The sequence below is a fragment of the Pseudooceanicola sediminis genome (assembly GCF_003575965.1).
Classification (GTDB): domain Bacteria; phylum Pseudomonadota; class Alphaproteobacteria; order Rhodobacterales; family Rhodobacteraceae; genus Pseudooceanicola; species Pseudooceanicola sediminis.
In genome coordinates this window covers 211,648-231,668 of sequence record NZ_QWJJ01000001.1, presented here as the reverse complement: position 1 = coordinate 231,668, position 20,021 = coordinate 211,648, and the positions used below count along the sequence as shown (strand labels likewise).

The 20,021-nt window shown below is 64.0% G+C and carries 18 protein-coding genes; 4 read left to right on the top strand and 14 right to left on the bottom strand.

The annotated features are described in order from the left end of the window. Positions 1 to 21: 21 nt before the first annotated feature. A complete protein-coding gene (locus DL237_RS01050; protein ID WP_233544818.1) occupies positions 22 to 1,482 on the top strand; it encodes a leucyl aminopeptidase in 1,461 nt (486 codons plus the stop codon). Between the two features lie 19 nt (positions 1,483 to 1,501). Further along, positions 1,502 to 1,966 (top strand): DNA polymerase III subunit chi, encoded by a 465-nt coding sequence (locus DL237_RS01045; protein ID WP_119397333.1) that lies wholly within the window; start codon positions 1,502 to 1,504, stop codon positions 1,964 to 1,966. A 138-nt stretch (positions 1,967 to 2,104) separates the two neighbouring features. On the opposite strand, the gene hflX is transcribed toward DL237_RS01045, so the two are convergent. The 6 genes from hflX to DL237_RS01015 form a co-directional block, all read right to left on the bottom strand. Further along, the gene (hflX, locus tag DL237_RS01040) at positions 2,105 to 3,376 is read right to left on the bottom strand and encodes a GTPase HflX (RefSeq protein WP_407691892.1); all 1,272 of its coding nucleotides are present in this window, start codon (positions 3,374 to 3,376) and stop codon (positions 2,105 to 2,107) included. After that, positions 3,376 to 3,615 carry an RNA chaperone Hfq gene (hfq, locus tag DL237_RS01035; protein WP_119397154.1) on the bottom strand — a complete coding sequence of 80 codons (240 nt, stop codon included), beginning with the start codon at positions 3,613 to 3,615 and terminating at the stop codon, positions 3,376 to 3,378. The genes hflX and hfq overlap by 1 nt, the downstream gene beginning before the upstream one ends. A gap of 128 nt (positions 3,616 to 3,743) precedes the next feature. Further along, entirely contained in the window at positions 3,744 to 5,276 is a 1,533-nt protein-coding gene (locus DL237_RS01030) for a TrkH family potassium uptake protein (protein ID WP_119397153.1), read from the bottom strand. A gap of 17 nt (positions 5,277 to 5,293) precedes the next feature. After that, the gene (trkA, locus tag DL237_RS01025) at positions 5,294 to 6,670 is read right to left on the bottom strand and encodes a Trk system potassium transporter TrkA (protein WP_119397152.1); all 1,377 of its coding nucleotides are present in this window, start codon (positions 6,668 to 6,670) and stop codon (positions 5,294 to 5,296) included. 120 nt (positions 6,671 to 6,790) lie between these two features. Further along, entirely contained in the window at positions 6,791 to 7,738 is a 948-nt protein-coding gene (locus tag DL237_RS01020) for an aldo/keto reductase (protein WP_119397151.1), read from the bottom strand. Positions 7,739 to 7,899: 161 nt separating this feature from the next. Beyond that, complete coding sequence (locus DL237_RS01015; RefSeq protein ID WP_119397150.1) at positions 7,900 to 10,380, bottom strand: penicillin acylase family protein; 2,481 nt, start codon at positions 10,378 to 10,380, stop codon at positions 7,900 to 7,902. 126 nt (positions 10,381 to 10,506) lie between these two features. Here DL237_RS01015 and DL237_RS01010 point away from each other — a divergent pair, with 126 nt between their 5' ends. Beyond that, positions 10,507 to 11,379 carry an NAD(P)-dependent oxidoreductase gene (locus DL237_RS01010; protein ID WP_119397149.1) on the top strand — a complete coding sequence of 291 codons (873 nt, stop codon included), beginning with the start codon at positions 10,507 to 10,509 and terminating at the stop codon, positions 11,377 to 11,379. A 56-nt stretch (positions 11,380 to 11,435) separates the two neighbouring features. Here the strand turns inward: DL237_RS01010 and DL237_RS01005 are convergent, their stop codons facing one another. Genes DL237_RS01005 through DL237_RS00995 form a run of 3 tightly spaced genes read right to left on the bottom strand, consistent with a single transcriptional unit; the run spans position 11,436 to position 13,078 of the window. After that, positions 11,436 to 11,768, bottom strand: a complete 333-nt coding sequence (locus DL237_RS01005; protein ID WP_119397148.1) for a DMT family transporter — start codon at positions 11,766 to 11,768, stop codon at positions 11,436 to 11,438. A gap of 10 nt (positions 11,769 to 11,778) precedes the next feature. Continuing rightward, positions 11,779 to 12,393 carry a YitT family protein gene (locus DL237_RS01000; RefSeq protein WP_119397147.1) on the bottom strand — a complete coding sequence of 205 codons (615 nt, stop codon included), beginning with the start codon at positions 12,391 to 12,393 and terminating at the stop codon, positions 11,779 to 11,781. Between the two features lie 58 nt (positions 12,394 to 12,451). After that, positions 12,452 to 13,078 (bottom strand): YitT family protein, encoded by a 627-nt coding sequence (locus tag DL237_RS00995; RefSeq protein WP_119397146.1) that lies wholly within the window; start codon positions 13,076 to 13,078, stop codon positions 12,452 to 12,454. 261 nt (positions 13,079 to 13,339) lie between these two features. On the opposite strand from DL237_RS00995, the gene DL237_RS00990 reads away from it, so the two are divergent. After that, positions 13,340 to 13,900, top strand: coding sequence for a type 1 glutamine amidotransferase domain-containing protein (locus DL237_RS00990; protein ID WP_119397145.1), 561 nt, complete (start codon positions 13,340 to 13,342; stop codon positions 13,898 to 13,900). A gap of 142 nt (positions 13,901 to 14,042) precedes the next feature. On the opposite strand, the gene DL237_RS00985 is transcribed toward DL237_RS00990, so the two are convergent. The 5 genes from DL237_RS00985 to DL237_RS00965 all read right to left on the bottom strand — a co-directional run bounded on the left by DL237_RS00985 (position 14,043) and on the right by DL237_RS00965 (position 20,021). Next, positions 14,043 to 14,570, bottom strand: coding sequence for a hypothetical protein (locus DL237_RS00985; RefSeq protein WP_119397144.1), 528 nt, complete (start codon positions 14,568 to 14,570; stop codon positions 14,043 to 14,045). A gap of 391 nt (positions 14,571 to 14,961) precedes the next feature. Then, positions 14,962 to 16,176 carry an NADP-dependent isocitrate dehydrogenase gene (locus DL237_RS00980; protein ID WP_119397143.1) on the bottom strand — a complete coding sequence of 405 codons (1,215 nt, stop codon included), beginning with the start codon at positions 16,174 to 16,176 and terminating at the stop codon, positions 14,962 to 14,964. 206 nt (positions 16,177 to 16,382) lie between these two features. Next, positions 16,383 to 17,594 carry a multidrug effflux MFS transporter gene (locus DL237_RS00975; protein ID WP_119397142.1) on the bottom strand — a complete coding sequence of 404 codons (1,212 nt, stop codon included), beginning with the start codon at positions 17,592 to 17,594 and terminating at the stop codon, positions 16,383 to 16,385. A gap of 182 nt (positions 17,595 to 17,776) precedes the next feature. Further along, positions 17,777 to 18,502, bottom strand: a complete 726-nt coding sequence (locus tag DL237_RS00970; protein ID WP_233544817.1) for a DsbA family oxidoreductase — start codon at positions 18,500 to 18,502, stop codon at positions 17,777 to 17,779. Further along, on the bottom strand, positions 18,486 to 20,021 hold the full coding sequence (locus tag DL237_RS00965) for a class I adenylate-forming enzyme family protein (protein WP_119397140.1): 1,536 nt from the start codon (positions 20,019 to 20,021) through the stop codon (positions 18,486 to 18,488). Before DL237_RS00965 ends, DL237_RS00970 begins: the two co-directional genes overlap by 17 nt.

The following is a 20,021-nucleotide window of genomic DNA, read 5'->3' as shown; positions in this document are numbered from 1 at the left end:
ATATATCCGAGGAGTGACGATGTGACCGATCCGCTGGCCCTGACCTTTGCCGAAACCGACCTGGATGCCATTGCCGCACAAAAGGGCCGGATCGCCGTCGTGCTTGATCCCGACGGCGGGCTGTCGGTGGTGGCGCGACGTGTCAACAAGCTGACGCGGGGCGCGCTGACCCGGCTGACCGAGGCCGCGGGTTTTGCCGACAAGAAGGCCGGAGAGGTGATCACGCTGGCCTGGCCGCAAGGTCTGGCCGCCGAGGCACTGGATGTCGTGCTGCTGCCGCGACGGGCCGAAACGGCACTGCTGCGCAAGACCGGTGGCAAACTGGCCAAGCTGCTCGGCGCAGACGGCATGTTGGTGCTGGCGGGCAATCTCAACCTGCCGGGGGAGCTGGCCCTGGGGATGATGCTGCGCGCCTACGCCTATGACGCGCAAAAGACCGAAAAGGCCACGCCCAATGGCCCGGTGCAGGTGATGTGCGCCAGGCCCGACGTCGACGTGGCAGCCCTGCAAGCGATTGCATCCGGAGTGTTCTTTACCCGGGATCTGATCAACGCCCCGGCCAACGTGCTGACCACGACCCGCTTTGCGGACCAGCTTGCCGAGCTGTCGCATCTGGGGATCGAGATCGAGGTGCTGTCCGAAGATCGCCTGCGCGACCTCGGGATGGGCGCGCTGCTCGCGGTCGGGCAGGGGTCGGACAGCCCGTCCAGCGTCGTGGTCATGCAGTGGCGCGGTGGCACAGGGGACGATGCGCCGCTGGCGCTGGTAGGCAAGGGCGTGGTGTTCGACACCGGCGGCATATCGCTGAAAGGCGCCGCCGGGATGGAGGACATGACGATGGACATGGGCGGTGCAGGCACCGTCGCGGGCACGATGAAGGCCCTGGCCCTGCGCAAGGCAGCGGCAAACGTGGTCGGCCTTGTCGGTATCGTCGAGAACATGCCCTCGGGCAGCGCGGTGCGCCCCGGTGACGTGGTGACGACGATGAAGGGCGACACGGTCGAGGTGATCAACACCGACGCCGAGGGTCGCCTCGTCTTGTGCGACGTGATGTGGTACGCGCAGGAGCGTTTCCATCCCAAGGCGATGATCGACCTCGCAACGCTGACGGGGGCCTGCATCGTGGCCCTGGGACACGAAAATGCCGGTGTCTTTTCGAACTCCGATCCGCTGTGCAACGCGTTTCTCAAGGCCGCCACCGCCGAGGGAGAAGGCGCCTGGAGATTGCCGATGGGCCAGGGCTACGACGACGCGCTGAAAAGCCGGATCGCCGATATGAAAAACGTCGGCGGGCGGCCCGGCGGGGCCATCGTGGCGGCGCAATACCTCAGGCGCTTCGTGCGCGACGAGACCCCTTGGATCCATCTGGACATCGCGGGTGTGGCTTCGCTCAAGGGGGAAACGGCGACGGCGCCCGCGGGGGCGACCGGTTGGGGCGTCATGGCGCTGAACCGCCTGGTGAAAGACGGGTTCGAGGGATGACCAGCGACGGGAGCGCATGATGGGCGAGGTCTACTTCTACCACCTGACGCATTCTTCCGTGGACGGGGCGCTGCAAAACCTGCTGCCGCGCGCCCTCGGCGCCGGCTGGCGCGTGGCGGTGCGTGGCCAGGAGGCAGAGCGACTGGACTGGCTGGACCAGAAGCTCTGGCTGGGACGGGACGACGATTTCCTGCCCCATGGCCAGGACAAGGATCCCCACCCTGAATTGCAACCTATCCTGTTGACGCTCGGAGCGGCGTCAAACGCGCCCGATTGCCTGATGAGCATCGACGGCGCCCCGCTGGACGTCGCCGAAGTCGAATCGTCAAAGCGCAGCTGCATCCTGTTTGATGGCTCGGACGAGCAAGCCGTCGCCCATGCACGGATCCAATGGAAATCGCTCACCGGCGCAGGGTGCGCCGCCGTCTACTGGTCCGAGGAATCCGGGCGATGGCAGAAAAAGGCCGAGACCGCCGGGCGATAAGCTGCCGCGGATTGTTTCCCTGTTTCAAATATCCTCCGCGAAGCGATGGCGCGGAGCGCCATGTGCCGAGGGTTTGCCGAACTGGCCCGGCTGCGCCGGTCCAGGCCTCCGGCGGGGATATTTTACACAGGGAAACGGTCAGAGATCGCGAAAACGGGCAGATTGGCGTGCTGTCCAGAGCACGTCGAACTCGATCCCGTCCTCCGTCTGGCGTTCGGCCTGTACGACACCTTCCCGAAACAGCCAGGCGCGTTCGCGCCCGGCGCTGAACGCAAGCGAGAGCGTGGTTTCATGGCGTTCCGAGGCCAGCGTGGTCGTGACCGATTCGAGCAGGCGCGGCAGGCCGGCGCCGGTGAGCGAGGAGATCGCGAGAATGCCATCTTCGCGTTCGGCGCGCAGGGCGAGGGCCTGGGCCTTTTCCTCGCCCAGAAGATCGATCTTGTTCCAGACCTCCAGGACCGGGATGGTATCGGGCATTCCCAGGTCCGACAGGATATCCTCCACATCCGCCTTCTGTTCTTCCGTTTCGGGATGAGAGATGTCGCGGACGTGCAGGATGAGATCGGCCTCGAGCACCTCTTCGAGCGTGGCGCGGAAAGAGGCGACGAGCTGTGTCGGCAGGTTGGAGATGAAGCCCACCGTATCGGACAGGATCACCTCGGCCCCGGTATCGAGCTTGACCCGGCGCATGGTCGGGTCCAGCGTCGCGAAGAGCATGTCCTTGGCGAGCACGTCGGCGCCGGTCAGACGGTTGAACAGCGTCGATTTGCCCGCGTTGGTATAGCCCACCAATGCGACGATCGGGAAGGGGACCTTGGCACGGCCGGCGCGATGCAATTCGCGGGTGCGCACGACCTTTTCCAGCTGCCGTTTCAGGCTGGTGAGCTGTTCGTCGATGGCGCGGCGGTCGGCCTCGATCTGGGTTTCGCCGGGGCCACCGACGAAACCGAGCCCGCCACGTTGCCGTTCAAGGTGGGTCCAGGCGCGCACCAGGCGCGTGCGCTGATAGGACAGGGCCGCCATTTCGACCTGGAGCACACCTTCGCGCGTGCGGGCGCGATCCGAGAAAATCTCGAGGATCAGGCCTGTCCGGTCGAGGATCTTGACGTCCCAGGCCTTTTCCAGGTTGCGTTGCTGTTTCGGGCTGACGGGGCCGTCGATCAGCACCAGTTCGGCCTCGGTGGCGGCGAACAGGGCCTTGAGCTCGTCTACCTTGCCGGAGCCGAACAGGGTCTTGGGTTGTGGTGTGGCCAGACGGACGACTTCGGAGCCAACGACTTCGAGCCCCGGCAATGCGTGGGCGAGGCTTGTGGCCTCGCCCAGTGCATATATCGGAGCATGGCGCGTGTCATCGCGCCGCATGTCGGGGTGGATCACGAAGGCGCGCGTCGACGCTGCCTCATGTGGGATCAATTGGTGTCTTCGCCTTCATAGAGAGAGATCGGCTGCGACGGCATGATCGTGGAAATCGCGTGTTTGTAAACCAGCTGTGCCTGGCCGTCACGGCGCAGCAGCACGCAGAAATTGTCGAACCAGGTGATCACGCCCTGCAGCTTGACGCCGTTGATCAGGAAGATGGTGACCGGGACCTTGGTCTTGCGGACATGATTCAGGAATGCATCCTGGAGATTCTGTCTGTCGGAAGCCATTCTCGCTAAGCCTTTTTTTCTTGTTTATTGCCGGTGGCGGCTTTTCAGATCTTTTGATTATTATGGAGTGCGGGCGGGCAAGTTTAAACCCCCCTCGGGCGCAATGTTTACCCCATCATGCCTTTGCGTCAATCGCGCCACAGATCCGGGTTGAACAGAGCGATGATCGCCAGCAGCTCCAACCGGCCGAGGATCATGATGCCGCTGAGCACAATCTTGGCCCCGGCGGGCAGAAAGGCGGTGGCGATCGGTTCGGCGCCGCCGTGGATTGTCACGGGGCCGGTGTTGGACAGCGCCGCGACGGCCAGAACGGTGGCCTGTTCGAACCCGATCCCGAACAGAGCAAGCAGGGCCATCGACGTCGCCAGGCTGAGCGCGAACAGCATGAAGAACACCCAGGCGTGAAAGGCGCCATGGCGGCGGATGCGGCGCCCGGCGATGCCCGTGCCGCTGACCGAGGAGGGATGGACCAGGCGCTCCAGCTCCTGACGGCCATTGAGGTAGAGCGCGTAGACCCGCAGCAGCTTGACGCCGCCGGCGGTGGTGGCCACGCCGCCGCCGATCATGGCAAGGCCCATCAGGATCATGCCCGGCGTAGACAGGCCCGACCAGGCCTGAGCGGTGTCCCAGTGGCTGCTTTCCCAGCCTGTCGTGGTCAGGAACGACAGCACCGTGAACATGCTGCCCCAGAGCGCGCCGAAACCCAGCCAGACATCTTCGCCCGCATTGACGTCGAAGGCGGCAATCCAGTGCCGCAGAAACAGCAGCAGCGGCACCATGACGACGATGGCCAGCCCCATGCGGAATTCCGGGTCGCGGTGCAGCCCGATGCGCGATGTGACGGTATCGGAGGAAAACGCCACGCGCGACAGGGCAAACAGCATGAACAGCGCGATGGCGATTTCACCAGATACGCCGGAGCCTGCGTTCTGCGTGCCACCGATGGGCGAGATCCCCGAGGTCGACAGGGTCGACATGGCGTGCGTCAGGGCGACCAGCGGCGTATCCCCCGCCACCAGCAATGCCACCCAGAGCGTTCCGGTCAGCGCGACGTAGATCGGCCCGAGGTGGAGGCTGCCGCGCACCATGCGGCGGATCACCCCGGCGCGCTGAAACCGGTCGATGCGGGTATCGCCCTGTTCACGCCCTGCCGCCGTGACCTCGAACCCGCCCAGCGACAGCGGGGCCATCACGGCCGCCGCCGCGACCCAGATCAGGAACCCGCCCATCCAGCCGACCTGCGCGCGCCAAAGGTGCAAGGGTGCCGACAGGCGGCGCGGGTCGTCAAAGAAGGTCATGCCCGTGGTGGTAAAGCAGGAGACCATTTCGGCATAGGCGTTGATGAAACGGGTGTCCTTGAGGCTTTCCGAAAAGGGCAGGGCGAGCAGGATCGGAAGCAGCAGAAAGGCCGCAAAGAGCGACAGAAGCGCATAGAGATCGGTGCGACCGGTGATCAGGAACGGGCGATTGCCCCGCGCCAGTGCCACCAGCACCGCGCCGGTCGTGCCCAGCAGCGAGGTGTAGAAAAAGTTGCGCGCGGTCAGGAATTCTTCCTGCACCAGCGCGACGGCGGCGGGCAGCAACATCGACAGGGACAGCACGACGAAGAGCACCAGAAAGAGCGGCAGCCCTTCTATCGTGTTATGCAATGGCTTGCGCATCGGCGGCGGGCCGGGCTCTAGAAGTAGTCGATGGAGACTTGCAGCAGTCGCTCCACCTCGGGCACGTCATTGGCGAGGGCGAAGATGACGATGGTGTCGCCTTCGTCGATGACCATGTCCGCGCTCGGCTTGATCACGTTGCCGCCCTTCATCACCGCGCCGACCAGAACGCCTTCGGGGAAGGCGATGTCGCGGATCGCCTTGCCGGTCATGGGCGAGGTCGACAGCACCTCGGCCTCGATCACCTCGGCCTCGGCATCGCCGATGGAGTAGACGCCGCGCACCCGGCCATGGCGGATGTGGCGCAGGATCGACGAAACGGTCGTGGAGCGGGGGTTGATGTAGGCGTCGATGCCAAGCGGCCCGAGCAGGGGCACCAGCGTCGGGTCGTTGATCAGGGCGATGGCCATCGGACAGCCCTGCGATTTTGCCCGCACGGCGGTCAGCATATTGGTCTTGTCGTCATCTGTGACGCAGAGAATGGCATCGGCACGGCCGATCCCGGCCTCGGCCAGCAGCGCGGAATCGAGGCCGTCGCCATTCAGGACGATGGTGCGTTCCAGTGCGTCGGCGGCGCGTTCGGCGCTTTTGCGGTTCTTTTCGATCACCTTGGCGCGAATGCGACGGCCTTTGTCCTCAAGCGCCTTGGCGACGGTGAGGCCGACATTGCCGCCGCCGACGATGACCACCCGCTCCTGCTGGCGGTTGGTCTTGCCGAAAACCTCGAGCGTGCGGGAGATGTCGTCGGTATGGGCGCAGACGTAGCATTCGTCGTTGGGAAAGATCTGGTCGTTGGGGTCGGGTGCGAACAGCCGCCCGTCGCGCCGGATGCCGACGACGACGGCCCGCAGGGTCGAAAACAGATCGGTCAACTGACGCAGGGGGGTGTTCACGACCGGGCAGTCATCGTCGATCATGATGCCCAGCAATTGCGCCTTGCCGTCGAGAAACTGTTCCACGTCGAAGGCGGCGGGCGCGGCAAGGCGTTGCAGCGCGGCCTCGGCCACCTCAAGTTCGGGCGAAATCACCACGTCGATCGGCATGTGATCGCGACGGTAGAGGTCGGCGTAGATCGCGTCGAGATAGGAGCGGGCGCGCAGGCGGGCGATCTTGCGCGGCACGGAAAACACCGAATGGGCGACCTGGCAGATCACCATGTTGACCTCGTCCGAGAAGGTCGCGGCGATGATCATGTCGGCGTCGCGCGCCCCGGCGCGATCCAGGATGTCGGGATAGGAGGCAAAGCCTGCGATGCCCTGCACATCAAGCGTGTCGGTGGCGCGTCGCACCAGATCGGGGTTGTTGTCCACAACGGTGACATCGTTGTTTTCGCCGGAAAGATGACGGGCAATTTGCCACCCCACCTGTCCGGCTCCGCAGATGATGACCTTCATGTCTTGTCGTCCCGCTGCCTCTGAAAGACCTGAATGGCAGAGAGGGGCATGGGGGTCAATTCAATTCCCCACACCCCTTGCTGCCATGCAGAAAGGGTGGCGTTTTCGCCCTGTCCGGTGTCAGAGCGTGTCGTTCAGAGTGGCCATCGCCTCGTCCGAAAGCGCAAGCGTGGCGGCCTTGATCAGGCTGTCGAGCTGGCTGCCGCTGGTGGCCGATGCGATAGGGGCGGTCACACCGGGTCTGTGCCGCAGCCAAGCGATTGCGATTTCGGCCTGCGTGGCGCCGGTGTCGGCGGCAATCGCGTCGAGGGCGGCCAGAATGCGCATCCCGCGATCATCAAGGTATTTGCCGACCATACGGGCGCGTTCACCCTTCGCATCGTCCTGGCTGCGGTACTTGCCCGACAGGAACCCCGAGGCGAGCGAGAAATAGGTGATCACGCCGATGTCGTTTTCGATGCAGTAGTCGGCCAGCGGCCCCTCGAACGTGCCACGGGCGTGCAGGTTGTATTCCGGTTGCAGCACATCGTAGCGGGGCAGGCCCGCGTCGGCGGCGGCTTTTGCCGCACGTTCCATTTGCGCACGATCGCGGTTGGACGTGCCGATGGCGCGCACCTTGCCCGCCTTGAGCAGCTTGTCGAAGGCGGTCAGGGTTTCCTCGTCCGAGGTTTCGTCGTCCGGCCAGTGCGAGAGGTAGAGGTCGATCACGTCGGTCTTGAGGCGCGACAACGAGTTTTCGACCGCCTTTTCGATCCAGTTGGCCGAGAGGCCCTTTTCACCCGGGCCGCCCATGTCGGAGCCGACCTTGGTGATCAGCACGACCTTGTCGCGCTTGCCCGGATTGGCCGCCAGCCAGTCACCGATCACGGTTTCGCTTTCACCGCCCGAATTGCCATCGGCCCAGCGGGAATAGACATCTGCGGTGTCGATGGTGTTCAGCCCGGCCTCGGCCATCTGATCGAGCAGGCGAAAGCTCTGCGATTCGTCTGCTGTCCAGCCAAAGACGTTGCCGCCGAACACGATGGGAGAGGTCATCAGACCGGTTTTGCCGAGGGGAAGGGATTTCATGACGTTCTCCTTTGAAATGGTGTCCGACCCCAGCATCTAGCGCGCCCGAGCGGGAAGCAAATGTCGCCCGCCCGTGGGACAGCGGCAGAGGCGTGACGCGTATAGATCAGGGCGTGGCGTACGGCGTGAGAGGCACAGGGAGGCAAGAAGAGGCGCGAGGTTCAGGGCGCGAGGGGGTCGAGATGGGTGATCCCGACCGCGGCGGCCCGTGCAAGTGCCGTGTCCAGGGACATCGGGATATATTCGCCACGCCGCCACAGCTGCGCGAGGTCGTCGTAATGGCGTGACAGGGGGTGGCCCGATTGCCCGGTGGAGGTGATGAAAACCGAACTGTCGGGATCCGCAAAATCGTAGACACCGCGATAACCGGCGCCGTGAACGTTCAGGAACGGGTCGGGGCCGGTGCCCTTGGTGGCGCCGCGCATCAGCGTGTTGTCGCCACCAGAGGTGCTTTGACGGATGTTCACGAAATAGCGCAGGATCGGGATATCCCCCAGCGTCGGGTGATCCTGCGCCGCCTGGTGGACGTCGCCCCACCGCAGCGATTCAAGGTTGTCGCCATAGCGTTCGGTGATCCAGATCAGCGCGGCGTCCAGGCTTTGACGGGCGATATCGGTGCAGGTTTCGGTCGCCGTCGACTGGATGATGTCGCACCAGCGCGCCGCGCCGTCGACATCGCGGAATACCCGTTCGATGAACACCGGCTGCACATGGGTGAAATCATCGGCGATCGGGCCCAGTTCATCCCGGATCAGGCGGTCCTGAAGCGTGGCGACCCAGGCCGCGTAGATCAGCGGTTCGGGCATATGTTCATTCATCTCGCCGTTCCATTCCGACAGCAGCGTCAGGGCATCCTGCCGGCGGCGTTCGGGCGTCCCTTCGGGCGCGGGATCGCCGGTGAACCACAGGTCCTTGCCGATCAGCGGCAGCAGGGTGCGCGCGGTAAAGGACACGGTGTCGAGCTGGGCTTCGATGAAGCTGTCGCGGGTGTGGACCTGGCGCGATTGCATCAGGCGTTGCAAGCGATGGATGCGCTGCGTGTCACCCCAGTCGAAGGTCACGTTATGGGGAAAGGGGCGGTCGACCATCTTGTTGTTGGTATTGCCCAGGATGCCGCTGTCGGGGGACATGACCTGCGGGTTGTCCTGATTGGGCAGGATGCCTTTCCAGCGGTTTTCGGCACGCCAGCCCAGCGTGGGCATCCGCCCCTTGCTGTCATGCGCCGGGTCACGTTCCGGCATCGCGCCGATGGTCTTGAAGGCGATGGTATCGGCGTCGGCCAGCATCAGGTTCTGCGACGGGGCGATCTGCATCTGTGTCGCCTCGATCGCCTGGTCGACATTGCGGGCATACATCAGGCCGACACCCGCGGTCAGGGTCGTGTCATGGTCCGACAGGGCGGTCCAGTTGATCGAGGCGACATGACCCGGCGGAGTGATGGTATCGAGGTTGTAGTGGCTGCCCGGCAGGACCGGGCCGTTATCGGTCCAGCGCAGGGTCAGGGTGACGGGGGCCGCGTCCTTGATCTCGATGATCGACTTGCGCGTCTTGAAGCGTTTCCAGCCGTCGGGGGTGCGATATTCCTCGGTATTCTCGGGGTTTATCTCCTCCATGTAGACATCGAGGTCGTCGAGGTAGGACGAGGTCAGCCCCCAGCCGAGGAAGTGCGAACGCCCGGTGAGAACCGAGGGGATGCCGGGAATGGTGCCGCCGATGACGCCGCCCTGGCGCAGTTCGAGCCGCGCCAGGTACCAGATGGTTGGGGCGGAAAAGCCGAGATGCGGATCGTTGGCCAGCAGGGTGCCGCCGGAGGCCGAGCGAGAGGGCGCGGCGGCAAAGGCATTCGAGGCCCCCTCCAGACCCGGTGCGGGAAACGGGCTGAGCGGGCTGTCGGGCAGACCGGGGCCGCTGACCTGGGCGAAGCGGTTGAGCTGGTCGCCGGGCACGAGGCTGGCGTAATCGGGCAGTTCGGCAATGCCCTTGCCAGGCGTGTCGGGCAGGATATCGGCCAGCATTTCCTGATCCGGCAGGGCGAGGGACACACGCGCGCGCTCGATCTCGCTCGACAGGCTGCCGGATAGCTGGACGGCCATCAGCTTGCCGATCGCGATGGAATCGGCGGGCTGCCAGGGGGCGACGGGAACGTTGAACAGGAACATCTCGGGGGCGCCGCGGCCCAGGGCGTCGCGGTTGATCTCGTCCAGGCGGGCATTGACGCCGGCAGCATAGGCATTCAGGGCGGTTGTCGTGCGCGCATCCTGGGCGGCGACGGACTTGATCGCCAGGGCATAGAGGTCATAGCGCCGCATCAGCTTGTCGATGGCCAGGGTGCGGGTACCGAACACTTCGGACAGGCGGCCCTGCACCGTGCGGCGCATGGTGATCATCTGCCACAGGCGATCCTGCGCATGGGCATACCCCAGCCCGAAATAGACGTCAGCGTCGGATTTTCCGAAGATATGCGGGACGTTGGCGTTGTCGCGCACGATTTCGACGGGCGCGGAGATGCCTTTGACGCTCAGCGTCTTGTCGTAGTCTGGCAGGGAGCGGGACGCGAGGTAGTAGACGCCGACAACGGCGAGAACTGCAAGAACGATCATGCCACCCGCGATGCGGAGAAGCCATCGGAAAACACGTCTCATTCAGATCCCTTGCCTTGTTCCGGGCAATTTCCCGGCCTGCCGCCCGGCGAACGGGCCCGGGTCTTGCGTTCCGGGCCTCGGGCCGACACTAGTTTGTGCGACTGCTGCAATACAAGGAATTGAACCATGGTGAAAGTCGCGTTTCTGGGATTGGGTGTGATGGGCTATCCTATGGCCGGGCATCTGGCCGCCAAGGGCCATGAGGTGACGGTCTACAACCGGACAGGGGCCAAGGCCGAAGCCTGGGTCGCACAGCATGGCGGCGCCTGTGCCGCCACCCCTGCCGAGGCCGCAAAGGACGCCGATTTCGTGATGACCTGCGTCGGCAATGACGATGATCTGCGGGCGGTGTGCACCGGGGCCGAGGGCGCGTTTTCGGGCATGAAGGACGGTGCGGTGCTTGTCGATCACACGACCGTCTCCGCGAAGGTCACCCGCGAGCTGTATGAGATCGCAAAGGAAAAGGGCATCGGTTATGTCGATGCGCCGATTTCAGGCGGGCAGGCGGGGGCGGAAAACGGGGCACTGTCCGTCATGTGTGGCGGGGACGCGGATGTCTTTGCCAGCGCCGAACCGGTGATCGACGCCTATGCGAAGGTCTGCCGTCTGATCGGTGACAGCGGCGCGGGCCAGATCACCAAGATGTGCAACCAGATCGCCATCGCGGGTGCGGTTCAGGGCCTGAGCGAGGCGCTGCATTTCTGCCAGAAAGCCGGTCTGGACGGCGAAAAGGTGGTCGAGGTGATCAGCGCCGGGGCGGCGGGCAGCTGGCAGATGAGCAATCGTTACAAGACCATGCTTGCCGATGAATTCGAGCACGGTTTTGCCGTCGACTGGATGCGCAAGGATCTGGGGATCTGCCTGGACACGGGGGACGAGATCGGGGCCAGCCTGCCGGTGACCGCGCTGGTCGATCAGTTCTACAAGGATGTGCAGAAACTGGGCGGCGCGCGTTGGGATACCTCAAGCCTTATCAAACGCTTGACGATGCTTGGCTGATAACGCGACCGGCCTGCCCATTTGCGGGCGGGCCGGTGGACACTGCGGCGGGGGCGTCAGTGTGGCGTGGTGTTCGACAGCAGTTGGATCACCGCAATGCCGGCAAAGATCAGCCCCATGCCGAGGATCGCGGCCAGGTCGAGTTTCTGCCCGAACACGACGAACCCGATGACGGCGATCAGGACGATGCCGAGGCCGCTCCAGAGGGCGTAGACGACGCCGACGGGCATGGTGCGCAGCGTCAGCGACAGGAAATAGAAAGCCGCCGCATAGCCGAGCACCGTGATCAGCGCGGGAATGGGCCGGGTGAACTGCTGGCTGGCCTGCAACGCCGTGGTGCCGATGGTTTCGGCCACAACCGCGATGATCAGCGTCAGATAGGTGGGCAAAGGAGTCTCCTCAGGTCGCGACGTACCAGTCTTTGCGGTGATTGATCGCGATCACCAGGTTGATGATCACGGCCCCCAGAAGCGACCATATGACAGAGGTCAGCGGCAGAACGAACAGGGCCGCGATAAAGACGCAGGCATCAAAGCAGAGCTGCGTGTAACCGGCACGAAACCCAGTCTTTTCCTGTAGATAGAGGGCAAGAATACCGACACCACCCAGCGATGCGCCGTGGCGGAACAGGGCCAGCAGACCCGCGCCCGTGATCATCCCGAAGATCACCGCGCCGGTCCAGGGTGTCAGGCTGTCAAAGACGATCTGAGTGCCGAGGAATTTCGACAGGACCGACAGCAGCGCAACGGCGATGAAGGTCTTGATCGTAAAGCGCAGACCCATGCGGCTGTATCCCAGCCAGTAAAAGGGGATGTTCAACACGAAGAAGACGGGTCCGAAGCTCCACCCGGTAACGTAGGAGATCAGAACGGCAAGGCCCGCCGTCTGTCCCGTGACCAGACCGAGGTGCGTCAGGATGACGATGCCGAGACCGGCCATGGTAGCCCCGAACAGCACGCCCTGAACGTCTTCGAGCAGCGAGTGGTTGTGCGATGTCTGGGTTGGTTCGGTCATTTTCGCCCCTCTGCGTCTTTCGCTGACTGGTAAGCGTGGGTGTGCTTTGTGTCCAGAGCTAGTCCGCGATGTAGCGGTCGCGACGATGGTTGAAGGCAATGACCCCATTCAGGATCAGCGCCCCGAACAGCGAATACCCAACGGTGCGCGTATCGAACAGAAAGAAGGCGATGGCGAAAAGCATTGCGTCAACAATGAGTTGGACATAGCCGGCCCGAAACCCGGTGCGATCCTGGATCAGCAGGGCGATCACGCCCAGCCCGCCCAGGCTGCCCTTGTGGCGAAAGACGCCCAGCAGGCCATAGCCGGTCAGCACGCCGAAGATCGCCGTGCCCAGCACGGGGTTGAGATGCTCGAACGACAGGCCCAGCGGCAGATAATCGACCGTCACCGACAGGATCGTCACGCAGAGCATTGATTTCAGTGTGAATTCCGCACCAAGACGCTTCCAGGCCAAGGCATAGAACGGCAGGTTGACCAGAAAGAAGACCGGGCCGAAAGCCCAGCCTGTGACGTAGGAGATGATCAGCGCCAGGCCAGCGGTCTGCCCCGTCAGAAATCCGAGATGCGTCAGGAAAACAAGGCCGACCGAGGCCGTCAGCAGCGCGATCGACAGGCCCTGTACATCCTCCAGCGGCGTATGGTTCTGGCGGAATTCGTTCGGAATCGTCAGCGGAGAGGGCATGGGGCACCGGATAATAGGTCAGCAATACTTCCTTTATACGGTGATGAACCCGCGGCGAACAGCGGATTCCGCCGTGCGGCGGACGTGACGTGGCGATGGAGGGATTTGTGCTGCGCAGATCAGCAGGTTCCCGCCGCCACTGTAATCGCGATGGAACGATGCGGCGCGGCAACTGTTGTGTCGACGAGGGGCAAAACGAGGCCCCGTCGCGAAGCAAAGCCTGCTTTCGTGACCACAGACTTAGACGAGAAAGGTAAAATCATGCCTAATATTACTGAAGCACGTATCCTTGTCCTTTCGACCAACGGCTTTGAGCAATCCGAGCTTGAAGTGCCCCGCGATCAGCTGCGCGCCAAGGGCGCAACGGTGCACGTCGCCACACCCGACGGCAAGGCCGTGAAGGGGTGGGACGATGGCAACTGGGGCCGTGAGGCCGAGGCCGACCTGGCGCTGAGCGCGGCCAAGGTCAGCGACTACGACGCGCTGGTCCTGCCGGGCGGCCAGATCAACCCCGACATCCTGCGCACGATCCCCGAAGCGGTGGCGCTGGTGAAGGAATTTCACAACGCCGGCAAGGTGATAGGTGCTATCTGTCACGGGCCCTGGATGCTGGTCGAAGCCGGTATCGTGAAGGACCGCGCGGTGACGTCCTATCCCTCGATCAAGACCGATGTGATCAACGCCGGTGGCAAGTGGGAAGATAGCGAAGTTGCCTGCGACAAGGGTATCGTGACCTCTCGCAATCCCGGCGATCTGGATGCCTTTGTCGGCAAGATCGTCGAAGAGATTCAAGAGGGTACGCATAACCGTCAGGCTGCTTGATCGCTGTCGCCTGATGGTTTGTCCGACCCGCAACGTGGGGTCAGACGAAAAGGCCGGTCCTGAGGGACCGGCCTTTTTTTGTGCGTGGTGACAAGCGGTTGAATGACAAAGGGTCGGCTGGCAAGGGGTTTGGAGGCGAGATTCAGCGCGCGCTCCAGACCATGCCGATCTCTTCGTCATGGGTGGTGGTGGCAAAGATCACCGGCACCGAGGGCGCGCAGCAGGCAAGCAGGGCACGCTGATGACGCATCATGCCTTCGGTCAGCGCAAGAAAGAAATCCGCGCCGCGCACCAGGGTCTCAGGCAAGGGGCGGGTGGCGATATCGGGCAGGGCGAAATCCGATAACCCCATGTTTCTACCGTGATTTGCCTGCCAGAGTTGCGCGCTGGCAAAATTTCCATCCTCGATTTCCTGTTTGAAATGGACGCGGGAAAAGGTGTTCATCCGGGCCACGACCTCGTCCGAATTGCTGCGTGTATCGGCGCTGAGCGACAGGGTGTTGCGGAACGGGTTGCAGTGCAGGGCCAGCGTCCAGACATCGGTGCTGGCGGGCATCCCGGCAGAGGCGCTGCCATGGGTCAGGGTGTGCAGGCCCTCGGTGATGGTTTCATCGATCAGGGGCGCGATCGCGGCGCTGTGCGTGCGCGGAAAATTGTGCAATGCCTGCATGTTATCCTCGTTCTGATTGCCTGCCTGTCGCCGGTAGATAGGGCCGCGACGAAGGGCGGCTAGGGTCGTGGGGCGAAAAGATGATCGTGCCGAGTGGTGTGGCGCGGCCCGACCTGCGGGCCGGGGAAGACCGGGTTTCGGTTTGGCAAATGGTGCGGCGGGGTGCACCGACGTCGGGCCTTTGCCGGTTTGCGCGAATCACCTGTTAAACAAAGGTCGGGGCGGCAAATCGCACTGTCGGTCCTACGTCGGTATCTTGACGGTATTGCGTCAGTGGACGGGCACGGCCGCCGTCGGCGTTAATACGCCGTACGCTTGTACGCCTGTGGATAAGTCAAAGGGGCGCGCCTTTCGACACGCCCCCCGGGGATGGATCGGAAAAATGGGGGGCTTAGCCCGCCAGCGCCTTGTTGAGGTTCTGGTCGACCTTTTCGAGAAAGCCGATGGTCGTCAGCCAGCCCTGATCGGGGCCGACCAGCAGCGCCAGGTCCTTGGTCATGAAACCGCCCTCGACCGTGTCGACGACGACCTTTTCCAGGGTCGTGGCAAAGGTCATCAGCGCGGCGTTGTCATCCAGCTTGGCCCGGTGTTTCAGCGCGCCGGTCCATGCGTAGATCGAGGCGATGGAGTTGGTCGAGGTCGACTTGCCCTCCTGGTGCTGACGGTAGTGGCGGGTGACGGTGCCATGCGCCGCCTCGGCCTCGATGATCTGGCCGTCGGGGGTCATCAGCTGGCTGGTCATCATGCCGAGCGAACCGAAGCCCTGCGCCACGGTGTCGGACTGCACATCGCCGTCGTAGTTCTTCAGGGCCCAGACGAACTTGCCGTTCCACTTCAGCGCGCAGGCGACCATGTCGTCGATCAGGCGGTGTTCGTACCAGATACCGGCGGCCTTGAACTGGTCCTCGAACTCGGCCTCGAAAATCTCCTGGAACAGATCCTTGAAGCGGCCGTCGTAGGCCTTGAGGATGGTGTTCTTGGTCGACAGATACACCGGCCAGCCCAGCGACAGGCCGTAGTTGAAGCTGGCGCGGGCAAAATCGCGGATCGACTGGTCGAGGTTGTACATGCCCATGTAGACCCCGGCAGAGGGCGCATCATAGACGATTTTCTCGATCTCGGTGCCGTCCTCTCCGACGAATTTCATCGTCAGCTGGCCCTTGCCCGGAAAGGTGAAATCGGTCGCCTTGTACTGATCGCCAAAGGCGTGACGGCCAACCACGATGGGCGAGGTCCATCCGGGCACGAGGCGCGGCACGTTGCGGCAGATGATCGGTTGGCGAAAGACGACGCCGCCGAGGATGTTGCGGATGGTGCCGTTGGGCGATTTCCACATCTTCTTGAGGCCGAATTCCTCGACCCGCGCTTCGTCCGGGGTGATGGTGGCGCATTTCACGCCGACGCCGATTTCCTTGATCTTGTTGGCGGCGTCGATGGTCACCTGATCTTCGGTACGGTCGCGTTCCTCGATCCCGAGGTCATAGTACAGCAGGTCGATGTCGAGATAGGGCAAGATCAGCTTTTGCTTGATGAAGTCCCAGATGATGCGGGTCATTTCATCGCCGTCGAGTTCGACGACGGGGTTCGCTACCTTGATCTTTGTCATGGGAAGGCTCCTTGCACCTGACAGGAATCGGGGTCTTTCGGGGGTTCTGCGCCTGCATAGCCTAAAGAGAGGTGTACGGAAAGCTGTGTATGCTTTTGTATACCGTGAGGTGCCTGCGACATTTGCGCCGCGCTGTTGGCGCTGGCGAAGAAAAAACGCGCGCCGGGCGGCCCGACGCGCGTTTTGGTGGCAGTTTGCGGGCGATCCTACTGGTCGCGGACGCGCTCAAGCTTGCCGACGCGCAGCATGACGGGCAGGGCGATCAGCGCAAAAATCGTGCAGGCCAGCAGTTGCGGAAAGATCGTGCCGTTGAAGGTCTGCGCGACCAGGGTCGAGACGACGGCCCCGACGACTGTGGAAATCGCCCCCATCACCGACGCGGCGAGGCCGGCGATATGGCCCAGTGGCTCCATCGCGAGGGCATTGAGGTTCCCCAGTGTCAGGCCGATCTGGTAATACAGCGCCGCCATCCAGATCATGTAGACGATGAACTGCGGCGTGCCGCCGGGGCCGAAGAAATACATCGCCATCGTGATCAGGCTGATGAGGAGAAAGCCGCCGACCGCCAGCGTGATGATCTTGCGCATACCGAAGCGCACGACGAAGATCGCGTTGACCATCGACGAGGTCGCGGCCATCGCGCCAAGGGCGAAGAACCAGTACGGAAATTCCGCCCCCCGGTCGAAGACCACCGAAAACGCCGGTTCGATCAGGCTGATCGTGGTGAACATCATCGACACCACCATGACCTGCACCAGCAGCGTCAGGCGCACCATCGGGATGGTCAGCATCTGTTTCAGGGCGATCAGCAGCTTTTTCGGGTTGAAGGGCACGCGGCGTTCCACGGGCAGCGGTTCATCGAGGCGGGTCGCCAGCCAGAGAGAACTGATGGCGGAAAAGGCAAAGAACACCAGGAACAGGCTGCGCCAGCCGTTGCCGTATTCGACGATCATCGCCCCCAGCAAGGGTGCCAGCGCGGGAAAGATGGTAAAGACCATCATGACGAAGGAGACCAGCTTCGCCATTTCACGACCCGCATACAGGTCACGGATGATGGCGATGGCGATCACCCGGGGGCCGGCGGCCCCCAGCCCCTGAAGCATCCGGGCCATGATCAGCAGCTCGAGCGAGGGCGCGCGCCATGCCAGAACAGCGCCAAGAATATAGATGGCGGCGCAGAACAGGATCACCGTCTTGCGCCCGAAACTGTCCGACAGGGGGCCGGAAAACAGCGTACCGACGCCCATGCCGATCATGAAGGCCGACAGGACGAGCTGGGCGTTGTTGGCATTGTCCGGCGTCAGCTCTGCCGCGATATCGGAGAGGGCAGGCAGCATTGAATCGATCGAGAAGGCGACGGTCGCCATCATCATCGCCATCAGGGCCACGAATTCCACCGGGTGCAATCGGCGCGCCATGGGCAGTCCTTTCAAAGTTGAATGGGCTGGCCGCTAGCAGATATTGCGCGGCCAAGCCAGACGCAGGTCGCACGGGGATGCGCGGAGCGGGCTGTGCGCAAATGAACAGCTGGCCCCGCGCGCCACGCAATCCGGCGCGGAACGGGCCAGTGCAGGCACCGCCCCATCCGGGATGACAGGCATTATTCGGGGGTGGTATCCCCGGGGCCGCGCGGCGCGGCCGTGCCGGCAGCCTCTGCGGTGTCATCTGCTGTGTCGTCTGCTGTGTCATCGGCGGCGATCTGCTGCGCGATCTCGTCGATGACCTTGAGCCAGAGTTCGACCGGCTGCGCGCCCGGCACCGCGTGCTTGTTGGCGACGATGAAGGTGGGGACCGAATTGACGCCCATCTGGCGCGAATGGGCATCGCGGTCGCGGATGGCCTGCACATCGGCGTCCGATTGCAGCAGGCGCGTGACCAGGGCGGCGTCCATGCCGGCGCTGTCGGCGATATCCGCCAGAACGTCATGCTGGCCGATGTCGCGGCCTTCGCGGAAATTGGCGGCGAACAGGCCGTCGATCACGGGCCCCTGGCAGTTTTCCAGCCCGGCCCAATGGATCAGGCGATGCGCGTCCAGCGTGTTGGGCGTGCGGGTGATCGCGTCGAAATCCGCCTCGATCCCGAGGCTGCGCGCGTGCTCGGCGATCTGGCCATAGGCGCGGTCCGCGCCGTCTTCGCCGAATTTGCCGACCAGGTAGTCGCGCCGCCCCATGCCTTCGCGCGGCATGTCGGGGTTCAGCTGGAACGGGTGCCATTCGATGACGAAGGGATGCGCCGGACGCTGCGCCAGCGCGCGGTCCAGCTGGGTCTTGCCGATATAGCACCAGGGGCAGATCGGATCGGACAGGATATCAAGCTTGACGGACAATGTGGGCCTCCCATAGCGCGCCAAGGGCGCGGCGTTGCAGCTTTCCGTTCGGATTGCGCGGCAGGTCGGACACATGCAGGAAAGCGCGCGGTTGTTTGTAGCGGGCCAGCCGGGTCGCGGCGGCCTGGTGAAGCATATCGTCGGGCAGCGCCTGCGGCCCGGTGTAGAAGGCGACGATGAGGCGGGCATCGGTTTTGACCTCCACCTCTGTCACGCCGATTTCGGTGATGCCGGGCAGATCGGCCAGAGCCGCCTCAACCTCGATCGGCGAGACGCGGTAGCCGCCGGCGTTCATCATGTCATCGGCGCGGCCCTGATAGGTGATCTGGCCGCTGGCGTCCATGGTGCCAAGGTCGCCGGTCACGAACCAGTCCCCCGAATAGCGCGCCGCGGTGTCCTCGGGCGCATTCAGATAGCCCAGCATCAGGCCGGGATCGCTGGCATGGACGGCGATGGTGCCGACGGCGCCCAGTGGCACAGGGGTGCCATCCCCGGCCAGCAGCGCCACGCGGCGCCCCTGCTGCGGGGCGCCAAGCGCACCGGGTGCGGCGGGGGATGCGGGACTGGCGGAAATGAAGGTCGAACATTCCGACATGCCGAACGCCTCGTGAATAGCGCCGCCGCCGGTGGCCTTGCGCCAGCCCTCACGGATCGTCGCCGACAGCTTCTCTCCCGCCGCGAGGCCGTGGCGCAGGTGCGGCAGATCGATGCGGGGATGCGCCTGCAGGATCTTGCGATAGACGCCGGGGGCGGCGGCAAACAACGTGACCTCGTGCTGCTGCATCAACCCGGGTAACTGGTGCGGCGCGATGCCCGTGGCCGGGATCAGCGCGGTCGCTCCGACAGACCAGGGGTCCATCAACCCTGTGCCCAGGGTGAAGGTCCAGTTGAAGGCCCCGGCATGCATCAGGCGGTCGTCCCCGCCCAGGCCATACCATCCGTGGTGCATCATCCGACGCGCCCAGATCGCGCGATGCGCATGGGCCACGGCGCGCGGCCGTCCCGAGGTGCCAGATGTAAACACGACATAGGCAAGGCGATCGGGATCGCCCATCGCGTAGGGCGCGGGCACCAAATCGCGCATGGCACGCAAGGCGCTTGTGGAGATGACAGGACAGGGCGTTTGGGGACAGGCGACACCCGGTGCGTGCAGGATGGCGGCGGGGCGCAGGCTCGCGATCATCCGCGCCACTTCGGGTGCTGTCAGCTGGGCCGACGTCGGCACCGGCACCAGGCCGGCAGCAATCGCCCCCAGATCGGCGATTGGAAAATCGACGGTGTTGCCGAGGCGCAGCACCACCAGGTCGCCCGGTGCCAGGCCCTGCGCCAGCAGCCCGGTCGCGGTGCCACGCACCGCCGCCTCCAGTCGTGCAAAGGTCCAGCGTTCCGCCTGACCGGCGCCGAGGATGGCCAGCGCCAGCTTGTCGGGCCGCGTCGCAGCCGGGGCCAGGACATATGCCGCCAGGTTGAAGCTCGCAGGGCAGGGCGCACAGGCCCCCTGATCGAAAACGGATTGCAT

Coding starts and splice junctions, on each gene's coding strand:
- DL237_RS01045 (WP_119397333.1), top strand. CDS start 1,502: ATGGGCGAGGTCTACTTCTACCACCTGACGCATTCTTCCGTGGACGGG.
- hfq (WP_119397154.1), bottom strand. CDS start 3,615: ATGGCTTCCGACAGACAGAATCTCCAGGATGCATTCCTGAATCATGTC.
- DL237_RS01030 (WP_119397153.1), bottom strand. CDS start 5,276: ATGCGCAAGCCATTGCATAACACGATAGAAGGGCTGCCGCTCTTTCTG.
- trkA (WP_119397152.1), bottom strand. CDS start 6,670: ATGAAGGTCATCATCTGCGGAGCCGGACAGGTGGGGTGGCAAATTGCC.
- DL237_RS01020 (WP_119397151.1), bottom strand. CDS start 7,738: ATGAAATCCCTTCCCCTCGGCAAAACCGGTCTGATGACCTCTCCCATC.
- DL237_RS01015 (WP_119397150.1), bottom strand. CDS start 10,380: ATGAGACGTGTTTTCCGATGGCTTCTCCGCATCGCGGGTGGCATGATC.
- DL237_RS01010 (WP_119397149.1), top strand. CDS start 10,507: ATGGTGAAAGTCGCGTTTCTGGGATTGGGTGTGATGGGCTATCCTATG.
- DL237_RS01000 (WP_119397147.1), bottom strand. CDS start 12,393: ATGACCGAACCAACCCAGACATCGCACAACCACTCGCTGCTCGAAGAC.
- DL237_RS00995 (WP_119397146.1), bottom strand. CDS start 13,078: ATGCCCTCTCCGCTGACGATTCCGAACGAATTCCGCCAGAACCATACG.
- DL237_RS00990 (WP_119397145.1), top strand. CDS start 13,340: ATGCCTAATATTACTGAAGCACGTATCCTTGTCCTTTCGACCAACGGC.
- DL237_RS00985 (WP_119397144.1), bottom strand. CDS start 14,570: ATGCAGGCATTGCACAATTTTCCGCGCACGCACAGCGCCGCGATCGCG.
- DL237_RS00980 (WP_119397143.1), bottom strand. CDS start 16,176: ATGACAAAGATCAAGGTAGCGAACCCCGTCGTCGAACTCGACGGCGAT.
- DL237_RS00975 (WP_119397142.1), bottom strand. CDS start 17,594: ATGGCGCGCCGATTGCACCCGGTGGAATTCGTGGCCCTGATGGCGATG.
- DL237_RS00965 (WP_119397140.1), bottom strand. CDS start 20,021: ATGCAATCCGTTTTCGATCAGGGGGCCTGTGCGCCCTGCCCTGCGAGC.